Raw genomic sequence first — 12,662 nt, 5'->3', positions numbered from 1 at the left:
CTCAGAGCCGGGGCGCGATGCCCCCGATGCCGCTGGCCAGTTCCAGCCCGGCCAGCGCGTTGAGGTAGGCCGCGCGCGCCGCGTTGCCGGCCACCCGCGTCGCGTTGAGGGTGCGGAGCGCGTCGAGCGTGTCGAGCAGCGTGCGGCCGCCGGCGGCGTAGGCGGCCTCGGTGGAGCGGTAGGCCTCCTCCGCGCGGCCGAGGGCGCTGCCGGTCGTCAGGTCCAGCAGGGCGCGCGCCTGGACATAGGCGGACCAGGCGACGGCGAGGTCGGACTGCGCGCCGGCCAGGGCCGCCTGGGCCTGGGCCTGGGCCTGCCCGCGCTGGGCGTTGGCGACCGCGATGTTCCCCTCCGTCAGGCGGCTGGTGAAGATCGGGATGGAGACCCCGATGCCGAGCGTGTCGTTCGCGCGCAGCGGGCGGGAGGCGTTGGGCAGGTCCTGGCTCAGCTCCGTGCGGGTGAGGGTGCCGTTGAGCGAGACGTCGCGCGAGCGGCCGGCCTCGGCGAGGCGCGTGTTGGCGTCGGCCGCGTTCACGCCGCGGGCGGCGGCGAGCACGTCCGGGCGGTTCGGCAGGGCCTCGGCCAGCGCCTCGCGCGTGAGGTCGAGCGGCGGGGTGGCGTCGAAGCGGCCGCGGAGGTCGAAGGGCATCCCCGCGAGGATGGAGGGCACGGGATCGCGCCCGGCGTTGCGCGCGGCCGGGTCCGGCGTGCGGCTGGCATCCACCCCGAGCAGCGCCGCGACCTGGGCGGCCGCGGCCGCGTAGGACTGGGCGGCGTTGGCCACGTCCTGCTCGAAGGGAAGGCGGCTGGCCTGGAAGCGCAGGAGGTCGGATTCCGGGATCGCCCCCTCCCGCACCTGGCGCGACAGCAGCCCCTCCGTGCCGTTGAGGCTGCCCCGGTTGGCGAGCGCCACCTGGAGGTTGGCGCGGGCCTGCAGCGCCTGGATGAAGAATTGGCGGAGGGTGAAGACCTGGCCGCGCAGCGCGTCGAGCACCTGGGCCTCGGCGACGCTGATCTGCTCCTCGGCGAGCCGCGTGCGGAGCTCCCGCTTGCCGCCGCGCTCGATGGTGAAGCTGATGTTGAGCGAGGCGTTGTTGAGGGGGGAGATGTAGCGCTCCCCGTTGTAGCTGCGGAAGCGCCCGCCCTCGTTCACCTGGGCGGTGGTCTGGCCGTAGCCGATGCTGCCGGCGGGGTTCGTGTTGGCGACGAGGCGCTGGGCGCGCGCGACGTCCACGCCGCGGCGGGCGGCGATGACCGCGAGGTTGCGGTCCACGAGCTGCGCCTCGGCCTCGGCCAGGGTGAGGGCCGGGGCGCGGATGGGCAGCGGCGCCTCGGCGGGGGCGCTGGCGCGCGGCGCGCGGGCCGGGCGGGCGGGGCGGGGGGCGGAAGGGGCGGGGACGACCAGCCCGGCGGCGGGGGGGGCCGCGGCCGGGGCGGGCGCCGGGGCGACCTGCGCGCGGGCGGGGGCGGCGAGCAGCGGGGCGAGGGCCCCGGCGGCGAGGATCGCGCGGGCGAGGCGGGCGGAGGGGCGTTTCATGCGGGTCGGGCCTTGGCGACGGGCGTGGGGGCGGGGCGGGGTCACTCGGCCGCGGCGGCGGCCCGGGCGGTGGCGGCCGCTTCCGCGCGCTCCTCCCGGACGGCGCGGCTGCGGCCGGTGAGGTCCACCGCGACGGGCAGGACGACGAGGATGAAGATCGGCACCAGGCCGATGCCGCCGACCACCACGATCGCCAGCGGCTTCGTCACGTCCGCGCCGATGCCGTGGGCGAGGGCCATGGGCAGCAGGCCGCAGAAGGAGGCGAAGCAGGTCATCATCACCGGGCGCAGCCGGTCGAAGCCGGCCCGCGTCAGCGCCGGGGTCCAGGACATCCCCTCCTGCTCGCGGAGCTGGTTGAAGTAGGAGAGAAAGATGATCGCCTCCATCACCGTGATGCCGAGCAGGGCGAGGAAGCCGATGGCGGCGGGCACGGAGAAGTTCAGCCCGGCCGCGGCCAGGGCCAGCACGCCGCCCGAGATGGAGAGGGGCAGCAGGGCGAAGACCATGATCGTCTCCCGCAGGCGCCCGAAGGCGACGTAGAGAAGGACCGCGATGATCGCGAGCGCGATGGGCACCACCACCATCAGCCGCGCGACGGCCTGCTGGAGATTCTTGAACTCGCCCACCCATTCCAGCCGGTAGCCGTTCGGGAGCTGGACGTTGCGCGCCACGCGGTCCTGGGATTCCTGCACCGCACTCGCGGGGTCGCGGCCGCGGACGGAGAAGCGCACGGGGACGTAGCGGGCGGAGTTCTCGCGGTAGATGTAGGAGGCGCCGGAGACCATCTCGATCCTGGCCACGTCGCGCAGCACGGCGTTGGCGCCGACGGGCACGCGGCCGATCGCGTCCATGCCGTCGCGGAAGCGGGACGACAGGCGGACCATGATGGGGAAGTTCCGGTCGCCGCCGGGCTCGTAGAGGTTGCCCGCCTCCTGCCCGCCGACGGCGGCGGAGATGGCGGTGTTCACGTCGTTCACCGTGAGGCCGAGGCGGGCGGCGCGGGCGCGGTCGACCGTGACCGAGAGGGTCTGCTGGCCGACGCTGAGCAGCACGCCGAGGTCGGCGATGCCCTGCACCTGGGACATCTCGCGGCGGATCTGGTCGGCGATGCGCGACGCGACCTCCGGCTCCGGCCCGATCACCTTCACCGCGTTGGCGCCCTTCACGCCCGAGGCCGCCTCCTGGACGTTGTCCGAGATCGCCTGGGAGAAGGAGAACTCGACGCCCGCGAACTCGTCCTCCAGCCGCTTGTTGACGGCGGCGACCAGCCCGTCGCGGTCATGGGCGGTGGTCCACTTCTCCTGGGCGATGAGGGGGACGAAGAACTCGGCGTTGAAGAAGCCCGCGCTGTCTGTGCCGTCGTCGGGCCGGCCCTGCTGGGAGGTGACGGTGATGACCTCCGGGAACTCCATGAGGATGCGGCGGATGCGGTTGGCGGTCGGGTTGCCCTCCTCCAGGCTGATGGTTGAGGGCATGGTGGCGCGCAGCCAGATGCTTCCCTCCTCGAGCGTCGGCAGGAACTCGGCGCCGAGGCGGGTCATGACGCCGACGCTGCCCACCAGCATGGCGCCGGCCAGCGCCATGGTCAGCGCGCGCCGGCGCATGCCGCCGTGGAACAGGCGGGTGTAGGCCCAGCGGATGCCCTTCACCGCGAAGGTGTCCTTCTCCTCCGTCTCCGGCTTGAAGAAGGTGGCGGCGAGCGCCGGGGTGACGGTGAAGGTGGCCAGCAGGGCGCCGCCGATGGCGTAGGCGTAGGTCTTGGCCATGGGGCCGAAGATGCGGCCCTCGATGCCGCCCATCGCGAAGAGGGGGATAAAGGCCGCGATGATGATCATGATCGAGAAGAGGATGGCGTTGTCCACCTCGCTCGCGGCCTTGAGGACGGTCATCGGCACGGGTCGGGGCTTGGCGCCGGGGGGCAGGTGGTGCCGGGCGAGGTGGAGGTGGCGGAAGATGTTCTCGACCATGATGACGGTCGCGTCCACGAGCAGGCCGAAGTCGAGCGCGCCGAGGGAGAGGAGGTTCGCGCTCTCGCCGCGGGCCATCATCATCAGCACCGCGAAGAAGAAGGCGAAGGGGATGGTGGCGGCGATCACGGCCGCGCCGCGGAGGTCGCCGAGGAAGAGCCACTGGATGACGAGGATGAGGGCCACGCCCTCGAGGATGTTGTGGACCACCTTCACCGTGGTCGTGTTCACCAGGTCCTCGCGGTCGTAGAGCGGGACGATCTTCACGCCCGGGGGCAGGATGCCGCCCTCGTTGATGCGCTTCACCTCGGCCTGCACGCCGTGGATGGTCGGCAGGGTCTGCTCGCCGCGGCGCATGAGGACGGTGCCGAGCATCACGTCGTCGTCGCCCTCGTGCCCCGCGATGCCGAGGCGCGGCAGGTTGCCGATGCCGACGGTCGCCACGTCCGAGACGAGGACCGGGCTGCCGTTCTGGCTGCCGAGCACGACGTTGCGGATGTCGTCGAGGGAGTGGATGAGGCCGATGCCCTGCACCACCACCGATTGCGGGCCGACGTTCAGCGTGCCCGCGCCGACATTGACCGAGCCGTTGCGGATCGCGTCCACGACGGCGGGCAGGGAGAGGCCGTAGGCGTTCATCCGGCCGAGGTCGACCTGGACCGAGTAGGTTTTGGAGATGCCGCCGAAGGAGGTGACGTCGATCACGCCCGGCACGCGCTTGAAGCGGCGGTCGAGCACCCATTCCTGGAGGGTCTTGAGGTCCTCCAGCGGGTAGCCGGGCGGGCCGACGAGGCGGTAGCGCATGATCTCGCCGATGGGGGAGGCCGGGGAGATGCCGGGCTGGGCGCCGTTGGGCAGGCCGCCGAGCTGGCCGAGGCGGTTCAGCACCTGCTGCACCGCCTCCTCGTAGGTGTAGTTGAAGTTGAACTGCACGCGCACGTCCGACAGGCCGAAGAGGCTCGTGGAGCGGAGCGTGGTGAGGTTGGGCAGGCCCGACATCGCGACCTCGATCGGGATCGTGATGGTGCGCTCCACCTCCTCCGCGTTCTGCCCGGCATTCTGGGTGATCACGACCACGGTGGGCGGCACCGGGTCCGGGTAGGCCTCGATGTTGAGGTGCTGGAAGCCGAGCACGCCCACCACCATGAAGACGACGAAGAACAGCAGCACGAGCGGGCGGCGCTCGAGTGACTGGGCGACGAGGTGGCGCAAGGGGGCGGCTCCCGGAACGGGGAAGGGTGGTGCAGGGCGTGTCGAAGGGAGGGGCGCGGGCCCCGTCAGCGTCGGTCTGAGCCCTCGGGGGCGAAAGCGGAAGCCATAAAATCGGCCGTAAGCCGCCTGTAAGGAGGGGGGTGCATAAGACGATCACGGCTGGCGGGATCGCTCGTCCCGCCCCCACGACCGGAAAGCAGGTGCTGGCCATGAACATGCTGACCCCCCCTCAGCTCGAAGCCGCCGCCGCCCAGGTTCTGCACAGCCAGACCCTGGATGCCCCGGCGGTGGAAAGCCGCGCCCCGGACGCCCCGGCCCTGCCGGGCGGTGCCGCCGCCACGCCCCTCGCCCCCCCGTCGGCCCCGGACGCCCCCGCCGCGCGGCCGCGCCGCCTCGCCCTGCTGCTCGCCGGCGTCGCCGTGCTCGGCCTCGGCGGCGCCCTGGCCTGGCGCGAGTTCGGCACGACCCCGGTGCCGGCCGTGATCTCCCCGGCCCAGGCGGCCTCCAACACGGGCCGGCTGGCGGACGGCTCCTTCCGCCTCTCCCCCACCGAGGCGAAGCTGCTGCGCGTCGAGCCCGTGGGCGCCCGCGCCTTCCGCCCCGAGCGCGTGGCCGAGGGCCGCATCGCCTTCAACGAGGAGCGCTCCACCCCCGTCTTCGCGCCCTACACCGGCCGCGTGGTGCGCGCCCTGGCCCAGCCCGGGCAGCAGGTGGCGGCCGGCGACGTGCTGTTCGAGATCGAGACGACGGACCTGACGGGGGCGGCCAACGACCTCCTCGCCGCCCTCGACGCCGCCGGGAAGTCCCGCACCCAGGTGGACCTGTTCCGCCGCAACGAGACCCGCCAGCGCGACCTCTTCGCCGCCAAGGCCGCGGCGCGCCGCGACCTCGAGCAGGCGCAGGCCGACCTCGCCAACGCCCTCTCCGACCAGCGCACCGCCGAGGCGACGCTGGCCGCCGCGCGGGACCGCCTGCGCGTCCTCGGGCGCGACCCCGCGGCCATCGCCGAGATCGAGCGCACCCGCCACGTCAACGCGGTCGTCGCCGTGACGGCGCCGCTGGCCGGCACCGTGGTGCAGCGCCGCATCGGGCCGGGCCAGTGGCTGAACGCCGGCGGGTCGGACCCGATCTACACCATTGCCGACCTCTCCCAGATGTGGCTCGTGGCCGGCGTGCGCGAGATGGACGCGCCGATGGTGCGCGTGGGCCAGACCGTGCAGGTCAGCGTGGACGCGCTGCCCGGCCGGACCTTCGACGCGCGCATCGAGAACGTGGCGAGCGCCCTCGACGCCACCACCCGCCGCCTGACGGTGCGCGCCGCGATCCAGGACCCCGACCGCCTGCTGAAGCCCGAGATGTTCGCCTCCTTCCGCATCGCGGTGGGCGACGCCGACCAGGCGCTGGCGGTGCCGGCGGGGGCGCTGATCTACCGTGGGGCCAACACCTCCCTCTGGGAGGCCCTCGGCGACGACCGCTTCGTCATGCGCCGCGTGAAGACCGGCCTGCAGTCGGACGGCATGGTGCAGGTGACGGACGGCCTCGCCCCCGGCGCGCGCATCGTGACCGGCGGCGCCCTCTTCATCGACCGGGCCGCGCAGGACTGATCCGCCGCGGCGTGCGCCTAGGCCGGGAAGCCGGCGGGCAGCGGGGGCGCGGGCGTCTGCGCCGATGCCGGCGCCGGGGCGAGCGGCAGGTGCAGCGCGAAGGCGGCCCCGCCGCCAGGGGCGTCGCCCACCTCCGCCGTGCCGCCATGGGCGTTCACGATCCGCTCCACGATCGACAGGCCGAGGCCGAGGCCGCGCCGGTGGACGTCGCCCGCGCGCCAGTGGCGGCGGAAGACGTCGCGCCGCTCGGCCTCGGGCACGCCGCGGCCCTGGTCGGCCACCTCCACCAGCGCCATGCCGTCGCGCGGCGTGCCGAGCCGCAGGGTGACGGCGCCGCCGGGCGGGGAGTGGGACAGGGCGTTGTCCATGAGGTTGCGCAGCGCCCGGCCGATTGATTCGCGCTCCCCCCGGACCCAGATCGGCGCGTTGGCGACGGGGGCGACGAGGGTGTGGCCCTCCCGCTCGGCGATGGGGGCGAAGCGGCGGGCAGTGTCGGCGGCGAGCTCCACCAGGTCGAAGGAGCCCTCGGTCACGGGCATGTCGCGCGCGGCCTCGGCGGCCTCCAGCAGGTCGGAGACGAGCTGGGCGAGCTCCTGCACGTCGCGGCGGAGGCGGTCCGTCACCTCGTCGGCGCTGAGGAGGTCGAGCTCCGCCTGGATGATCGCGAGCGGGGTCCGGAGCTCGTGCGCGACCTCGGCGGAGAAGCCGCGCTGCCACTCGAGGCTGTCGTCGAGCCGGTCGAGCGCGCCGTTCACCGCCTGGATCAGCGGGCGCAGCTCGAGCGGGATCTCCCCCTCCTCCAGCCGGGGCGGGCCGCCATGGCCGATCCGCTCCGCCTCCCGCGCCGCGCGGCGGAGGGGGGCGGAGAGAAGGATCAGCAGCCCGATGTTCGCGATGAAGAGAAGGAAGGCGCCGAGCGCGAGGACGGCCATGATCGGCCCCAGCGCCGCCGCCGGCACGTCGTCGAGCACGATGTAGGACCGCTCCATGTCCTGCGCGATCTGCAGCGCCAGGCGCCCGTCCGGCGTGTCGATCCAGCGCGTCACGCCCCAGAGCCGGGTGCCGTCCTGGCCGAGCTGGAAGTTGGCGGGGATGGAGCCGTCCTCCTCCACCCGCGGAAGCTGCTCGCGCACGCCGGGGGAGGTCGCGAGGCGGTGGCCCTGCGCGTCGGTGACGGCGTAGAGCATGGAGCCGCTGGCGGTGTCGAAGCGGCGGGAGGCCTCGGTCCGGATGGGCCGGGAGAGGCCGGCCAAGCCGTCGCGCTGCAGCCGCTCCGTCAGCTCGTTGCCCGAGGCGAGGATGCCGCGCTGGTGCTCGGTCCAGACCACCCGGTTGATGGTGTGGTGGAGGATGAGGCCGCCGAAGACGAGGGCGCCGAGGCCGATCACCGCGTAGGCGCCGGCGAGGCGGGCGATGAGGCTATAGGGCTTGGGCGGGGCGGCGGGGGCAGGGCTTGCGGCCATGCGCCAAGGCTACCCCTCCGCCGCCCGCCTTGTCTCGCCCCCTTGTCCCTCCCCCTTGTCTCGTCCGCGTCGTTCCGGTTCCGGGCGGCTTGCCGGGACCCGGGCGCCGCCTCACTCTCCCGCCCCCGAGGGAGGGACCGGATGCGGGTGCTGCTGGTGGAGGACAACGAGCGGCTGGCGCTGCTGCTGGCGGAGGGGCTGCGGCGCGCCGGCTGGCAGGCCGACACCGGGGGATCGCTGGAGGAGGCGGAGGCGGCGCTGGCGACGGGCGAGTACGACGCCGTGGTGCTCGACCGCGGCCTGCCCGACGGCGACGGCATCGACCTCGTGCGCCGCCTCCGCCACCGGCCGGGCTCGCCGCCCGTGCTGATCATGACCGCGCGCGGCGAGGTCGCGGAGGTGGTGGAGGGGCTCGACCTCGGGGCGGACGACTACATGGTCAAGCCGGTCTCTCTCGTGGAGCTGGTCGCCCGGCTGAACGCGGCGCAGCGGCGCGGCGGGCGGGGGGCGGCGCCGCTGGTGCTGGGCGCCATCGCGCTCGACCCGCTCTCCCGGGCGCTGACCGTGGGCGGCGCGCCCTTCGACCCGCCGCCGCGGGAGCGGACGCTGCTCGAGGTGCTGCTGCGCGCCGCCCCCCGCCCCGTCGCGAAGGAGACGCTGGAGGCGCGGCTGGCCGGGCTCGACCGGGCGGTGCAGCCCAACGCCGTGGAGGTCTATGTCCACCGGCTGCGGGCGCGGCTCGGGCAGGCGGGGGCGGGGGTGGTGATCCAGACCGTGCGGGGCCTGGGCTACCGGCTGGAGGCCGCCGCGGCCGGGGAGGCGCCGGCGTGAGCGCGCCCGGGACCGCGCGGCGGGTCGTCGCCGCGATGCTGGCGGCCGCGGCGCTTGCCGCCTGCGCCGCGGAGGTGCCGCCCGCCCCGCGGCCGGAGAGCGCGGCGCGCGCGCCCGCCCCGCCGCCCGGCGCGATGGTGCTTGCCCTTCCCGGCGCGCCGGCGGCGCCGCGAGCGCTGCTCGGCGCGCTCACCCGCGGCGGGCCCGCGGTCTGCGAGGCGGCGGTGGAGGCCCGGCTGGAGCCGGCCGGCAACGGGCTCTTCGTCCTCTTCCTGCGCCCGCCGGGGCTTCTCCTCACGCCCGAGAGCGTGCTGCGCCGCGCGGCCGGGCCGCCCGGCGCGCCGGAGCTCGCGCTGGCCGGCGCCAACAACGGGCGCTGCGACTACCTCTTCCGCCCCGCGCCGGGCGGGGCGTGAGGGCTAGTCGAGGCTGAGGCCGAGGCCGCGGATGAGGGGCGTGTAGATCGCGCGCTCCGCGGCGATGAGGGCGCGGTGCTCCTCCGGGCCGCCCTCCAGCGGGTCGAGGCCGATCTCGCGCATGCGGGCCTGCGTCGCCGGGTCGGCCACACTGGCCGCGAGCTCGCGCGAGAGGCGGGCGGCGACGTCGTCCGGGGTGCGGCCGGGCGCGGTGAGCCCCTGCCAGGCATAGGCCTCGAAGCCCGCGAGGCCGAGCGCCTCGGTCACCGTCGGCAGGTCCGGCAATCCGGGGAGGCGGGCGGCGGAGAGGATCGCGAGCGGGCGGACCCGGCCGCCGCGGATCAGCTCCGCCCCCGCGGCCATGTCGAGCACGGCGGCCTCCACCGTGCCGGCGGTGAGGTCCGTCATCACGGGCGCCATGCCGCGGTAGGGCACGTGGTTCAGCCGCAGCCCGAGGTCGCGCGCCAGCCGCTCCATCGCGAGGTGGTGGGGCGAGCCGATGCCGGGGGAGCCGTAGTCGAGCGCGCCGGGGCGGGCCCGAGCGGCGTCTACGAAGGCGGCCGGCGTCGCGGCGCCGCCGGGCTTGGCGCAGAGGACGAGGTGGAAGCGGGCCATGAGGCCGAGCGGGCGGAGGCCGTTCTCGGCGTCGAAGGGCAGGCGCTTGTAGAGGGCGGGGTTGAAGACGAGGGTCTCGTTCCCCGCGGTGAAGACGGTGTGGCCGTCCGGCGCCGCGTTGGCCGCGGCCTCGGCGGCGAGGTTCGTCGCGGCGCCCGGCCGGTTCTCCACCACCACGGGCACGCCGAGCCGGGCGCCCATGCCCTGGCCGAGAAGGCGCGCCAGCACGTCGGTGCCGCCGCCCGGCGGGTAGCCGACGAGCCAGCGGACCGGGCGGTCCGGGAAGGCCGCGAGGGCGTCGCGGGCGCCGAGGGCCGCCGCCGTGGCCGCCAGGGCCAGGCGCCGCGTGATGGGGGTCATGCCGCCTCCTCCGTTGCGGTCGCGCCGCCGCGGTGGCGGGCGCCTCTTCTCTCCGTGCCAGACGCGGTCAGGCCGGGCGGAAGGGCACCGACAGGAAGCCGCGGAACCGCGCCCGGCCGCCGCGGACCGGCGCCGCGGGGAGCGTATAGGTGGGGAAGCGTTGCAGGAAGGCGGCGATCGCGATCCGCCCCTCGAGCCGGGCCAGGTTCATGCCCGCGCACATGTGCGGCCCGCCCGCGAAGGCGAGGTGGCGGTTGGGCTGGCGGGCGATGTCGAAGCGCTCGGGGTTCTCGAAGCGGTCGGGGTCGCGGTTGGCGGCGCCGATGCAGAGGGTGAGCAGGGTGCCCGCGGGCACCACGGCCTCGCCGAGCGCGACCTCCGCGGCCGCGCGGCGGTTGCCGAGCTGGTTCGAGGATTCGTAGCGCAGCGTCTCCTCGATGGCGGTGCCGATCAGCGCGGGCTCCGCCAGAAGGCGCGCGCGCTCGGCCGGGAAGCGGTGCAGCAGCTCCAGCCCGTTGCCGATGAGGTTCGTGGTGGTCTCGTGCCCGGCGTTGAGGAGGAAGACGCAGTTGTGGAGCAGCTCGGCCTCGGTGAGGCGCTCGCCGTCGGCCTCGCCCGCGATGAGGCGGGTGAGCACGTCGGTCGCGGCGTCGCCGGGCGCGGCGCGGCGGCGGGCGACGAGGGTGCGAAGATAGGCGAGGAACTCGGTCACCGCCGCATTGCCGCGCGCCGCGGCCCCGGGCGTGACCACCGGCTCCAGCGCGCCGAGGATGGCGAGCGACCAGTCGCGCAGCGGGCCGCGCTCGTCCGCGGGCACGCCGAGGAGGTTGCCGATCACCTCGATCGGGATCGCGGCCGCGAAGTCCTCGATCAGGTCGCCGCCGCCGCGCTCCTCGAGCCGGTCCAGCAGGCGGGCGACGAGGGCGTGCAGGCCGGGCTCCATCGCGGCGATGGCGCGCGGCATGAGCGCGCCCGCGATGAGGCGGCGCACGCGCGTGTGCAGCGGCGGGTCGTTGAAGACGAGGCTGGTGGTGTGGTGCTCGTAGAGCGGGGTGTCGCCGTATTTCGGCCGGAACTCGTCGCGCTTGTCGGAGGTGAAGGTCTTCGTGTCGCGGTAGATGCGGTCGAGGTCGGCCCAGCGCGTGAGGAAGAGCGAGCCGTCCCGCATCCGCTTCACCGGCGCGTGCCGACGGAGCGCGCGGTAAGTGGGGAAGGGGTCGTCGAGGAAGGCGGCGTCCAGGCGGGAGAGGTCGAAGCCCGCGGCGAGCGCCGCCTCCTCGCCGGAGGCCTCGGGGAGCGCGTCGGGCGCGGGCGCCGGGCTGTCGGTCATCGCCGAATTCTATGCCGCGCGTGGGGAGGGGCAGCAAGGCAGGGGCCAGAATGACGGATGGCGGAACGCGCGGACGGGGCCATATCGCGGGGATGCAACCGGGCCGAGTGGCTTCTCAGGCCCCCTCGCCGGGTGCAGACTTCCGCCAACCGATCAGGGACGAACACGGACGTGACGAAGCAGGAGCAGTTCCTCTGGATTGTTCAGACCGCGATCATCGTCAACGCCGTGCGGCTGACGGTGGGCCGCGGGGCGGGCGGGGATGTGTCGGACATCTCGCTCACCGGCAACTGGGCCGCCATCTCCGACGCGATCCGGGCGAGCGAGCTGATCCCGGCCGACATGGACGCCGACGCGGCGGCGGACGACTACTGCACCTACATGCTGAACAACCAGCGCCGGGCCGAGATCCAGGCCCATGGCCACCCGCTGCCCTGCCCGGAGTGGTTCGCGCGGACCTGACCACCGCCGCCCGGAACACCGCCCGAAACGCGAAAGGCCCCTGCCGGATCTCTCCGGCAGGGGCCCCTGCGCGCCGCGGGGATGCCGCGGCGTCGTTCATCAGGACGGGCTGGGCCGTCCCGCTTCGCCTCAGGCCTGGCGGAGGTTGCCGGCCGAGAACTTGCCGTTGTTGCCGGCCTGCACGTCGTACTCGAGCTTGTCGCCCTCACGCACGTCGAGGCCGGCGCGCTGGACATCGGAGATGTGCAGGAAGACGTCGTTCGAGCCGTCAGAGGGCTGGATGAAGCCGTAGCCCTTGGTCGCGTTGAACCACTTAACGGTACCGGTCGCCATGATTTTTGATCCGATCAAATAGAGAAAACCGCCGGGCAACATTGCCCCGCGGATCACCTTCGCCTTGAAACGGAAACAAACCCGGCGCCCGTGAGGGCAGAGGAAGCAAACCGAAACAACGAAACCTGACCCCTCCAATATGGACTTTTCGGGCGGGGTTGCAAGGCAATACTGGTGGGGCCGAGGGGAGCCGCTTTTCCCGGGCGATGGCCTGCCCGGCCGCCGCTCAGAGCCAGCCGCGCTCTCGGAAGCCTTCGAGTTCCGTGCCGGGCGGGGCGTACCAGCCGCCGGCGCGGTAGCGGGCGCCGAGGCGCAGCGCCGCTTCCTTGTTGCCGAAGGGGATGCGGAGGGGCGTCTCGCCGGCGGCCGGCTCGGACAGGGGCGGGGTGGTGGGAGGGCCGGAAGGCGGCGCGGGCGGCCGCGGCGACCGGCCGGGCCTCGCGCGGGGCTCCGCCGGGGCCGGCCGCGCGGCCGCCCTGGGCGCCCGCTTCGCGCGGGGCTTCGCGGGCGGGGTCTCCTCCGCGCCGGGCTT

The 12,662-nt window shown here is 74.5% G+C and carries 11 protein-coding genes; 4 read left to right on the top strand and 7 right to left on the bottom strand.

Features of this window, described 5'->3' with window-relative positions; genetic code table 11:
• Nucleotide 1 precedes the first annotated feature (1 nt).
• Nucleotides 2-1,537 (bottom strand): TolC family protein, encoded by a 1,536-nt coding sequence (locus EAH89_RS21205; RefSeq protein ID WP_140885713.1) that lies wholly within the window; start codon nucleotides 1,535-1,537, stop codon nucleotides 2-4.
• A 41-nt stretch (nucleotides 1,538-1,578) separates the two neighbouring features.
• Nucleotides 1,579-4,716, bottom strand: a complete 3,138-nt coding sequence (locus EAH89_RS21200) for an efflux RND transporter permease subunit (protein WP_140885712.1) — start codon at nucleotides 4,714-4,716, stop codon at nucleotides 1,579-1,581.
• Between the two features lie 209 nt (nucleotides 4,717-4,925).
• Here EAH89_RS21200 and EAH89_RS21195 point away from each other — a divergent pair, with 209 nt between their 5' ends.
• Nucleotides 4,926-6,320, top strand: a complete 1,395-nt coding sequence (locus tag EAH89_RS21195; protein WP_140885711.1) for an efflux RND transporter periplasmic adaptor subunit — start codon at nucleotides 4,926-4,928, stop codon at nucleotides 6,318-6,320.
• Between the two features lie 17 nt (nucleotides 6,321-6,337).
• Here the strand turns inward: EAH89_RS21195 and EAH89_RS21190 are convergent, their stop codons facing one another.
• Entirely contained in the window at nucleotides 6,338-7,783 is a 1,446-nt protein-coding gene (locus EAH89_RS21190; RefSeq protein WP_140885710.1) for a sensor histidine kinase, read from the bottom strand.
• A 141-nt stretch (nucleotides 7,784-7,924) separates the two neighbouring features.
• On the opposite strand from EAH89_RS21190, the gene EAH89_RS21185 reads away from it, so the two are divergent.
• Both EAH89_RS21185 and EAH89_RS21180 read left to right on the top strand, forming a co-directional pair.
• Nucleotides 7,925-8,614 carry a response regulator transcription factor gene (locus EAH89_RS21185; RefSeq protein ID WP_140885709.1) on the top strand — a complete coding sequence of 230 codons (690 nt, stop codon included), beginning with the start codon at nucleotides 7,925-7,927 and terminating at the stop codon, nucleotides 8,612-8,614.
• A complete protein-coding gene (locus tag EAH89_RS21180) occupies nucleotides 8,611-9,030 on the top strand; it encodes a hypothetical protein (protein ID WP_140885708.1) in 420 nt (139 codons plus the stop codon). Before EAH89_RS21185 ends, EAH89_RS21180 begins: the two co-directional genes overlap by 4 nt.
• Nucleotides 9,031-9,033: 3 nt before the next feature.
• Here EAH89_RS21180 and EAH89_RS21175 read toward each other — a convergent pair whose 3' ends face one another.
• Nucleotides 9,034-10,005, bottom strand: coding sequence for a Bug family tripartite tricarboxylate transporter substrate binding protein (locus EAH89_RS21175; protein ID WP_140885707.1), 972 nt, complete (start codon nucleotides 10,003-10,005; stop codon nucleotides 9,034-9,036).
• A 67-nt stretch (nucleotides 10,006-10,072) separates the two neighbouring features.
• Nucleotides 10,073-11,335 (bottom strand): cytochrome P450, encoded by a 1,263-nt coding sequence (locus EAH89_RS21170; RefSeq protein ID WP_140885706.1) that lies wholly within the window; start codon nucleotides 11,333-11,335, stop codon nucleotides 10,073-10,075.
• 171 nt (nucleotides 11,336-11,506) lie between these two features.
• Here EAH89_RS21170 and EAH89_RS21165 point away from each other — a divergent pair, with 171 nt between their 5' ends.
• The gene (locus tag EAH89_RS21165; RefSeq protein WP_140885705.1) at nucleotides 11,507-11,797 is read left to right on the top strand and encodes a hypothetical protein; all 291 of its coding nucleotides are present in this window, start codon (nucleotides 11,507-11,509) and stop codon (nucleotides 11,795-11,797) included.
• A gap of 129 nt (nucleotides 11,798-11,926) precedes the next feature.
• Here EAH89_RS21165 and EAH89_RS21160 read toward each other — a convergent pair whose 3' ends face one another.
• A complete protein-coding gene (locus EAH89_RS21160; protein WP_140885704.1) occupies nucleotides 11,927-12,130 on the bottom strand; it encodes a cold-shock protein in 204 nt (67 codons plus the stop codon).
• Nucleotides 12,131-12,356: 226 nt separating this feature from the next.
• On the bottom strand, nucleotides 12,357-12,662 hold a 306-nt coding region (locus tag EAH89_RS31460; RefSeq protein WP_206667630.1), incomplete at its 5' end, for a hypothetical protein.

Source organism: Muricoccus nepalensis (assembly GCF_006438825.1).
Lineage (GTDB): Bacteria > Pseudomonadota > Alphaproteobacteria > Acetobacterales > Acetobacteraceae > Roseomonas > Roseomonas nepalensis.
Note: the sequence above shows the minus strand (reverse complement) of the source record. Positions and strands in the feature narration are given on the sequence as shown.

Coding starts and splice junctions, on each gene's coding strand:
- EAH89_RS21160 (WP_140885704.1), bottom strand. CDS start 12,130: ATGGCGACCGGTACCGTTAAGTGGTTCAACGCGACCAAGGGCTACGGC.
- EAH89_RS21185 (WP_140885709.1), top strand. CDS start 7,925: ATGCGGGTGCTGCTGGTGGAGGACAACGAGCGGCTGGCGCTGCTGCTG.
- EAH89_RS21195 (WP_140885711.1), top strand. CDS start 4,926: ATGAACATGCTGACCCCCCCTCAGCTCGAAGCCGCCGCCGCCCAGGTT.
- EAH89_RS21170 (WP_140885706.1), bottom strand. CDS start 11,335: ATGACCGACAGCCCGGCGCCCGCGCCCGACGCGCTCCCCGAGGCCTCC.
- EAH89_RS21190 (WP_140885710.1), bottom strand. CDS start 7,783: ATGGCCGCAAGCCCTGCCCCCGCCGCCCCGCCCAAGCCCTATAGCCTC.
- EAH89_RS21175 (WP_140885707.1), bottom strand. CDS start 10,005: ATGACCCCCATCACGCGGCGCCTGGCCCTGGCGGCCACGGCGGCGGCC.
- EAH89_RS21205 (WP_140885713.1), bottom strand. CDS start 1,537: ATGAAACGCCCCTCCGCCCGCCTCGCCCGCGCGATCCTCGCCGCCGGG.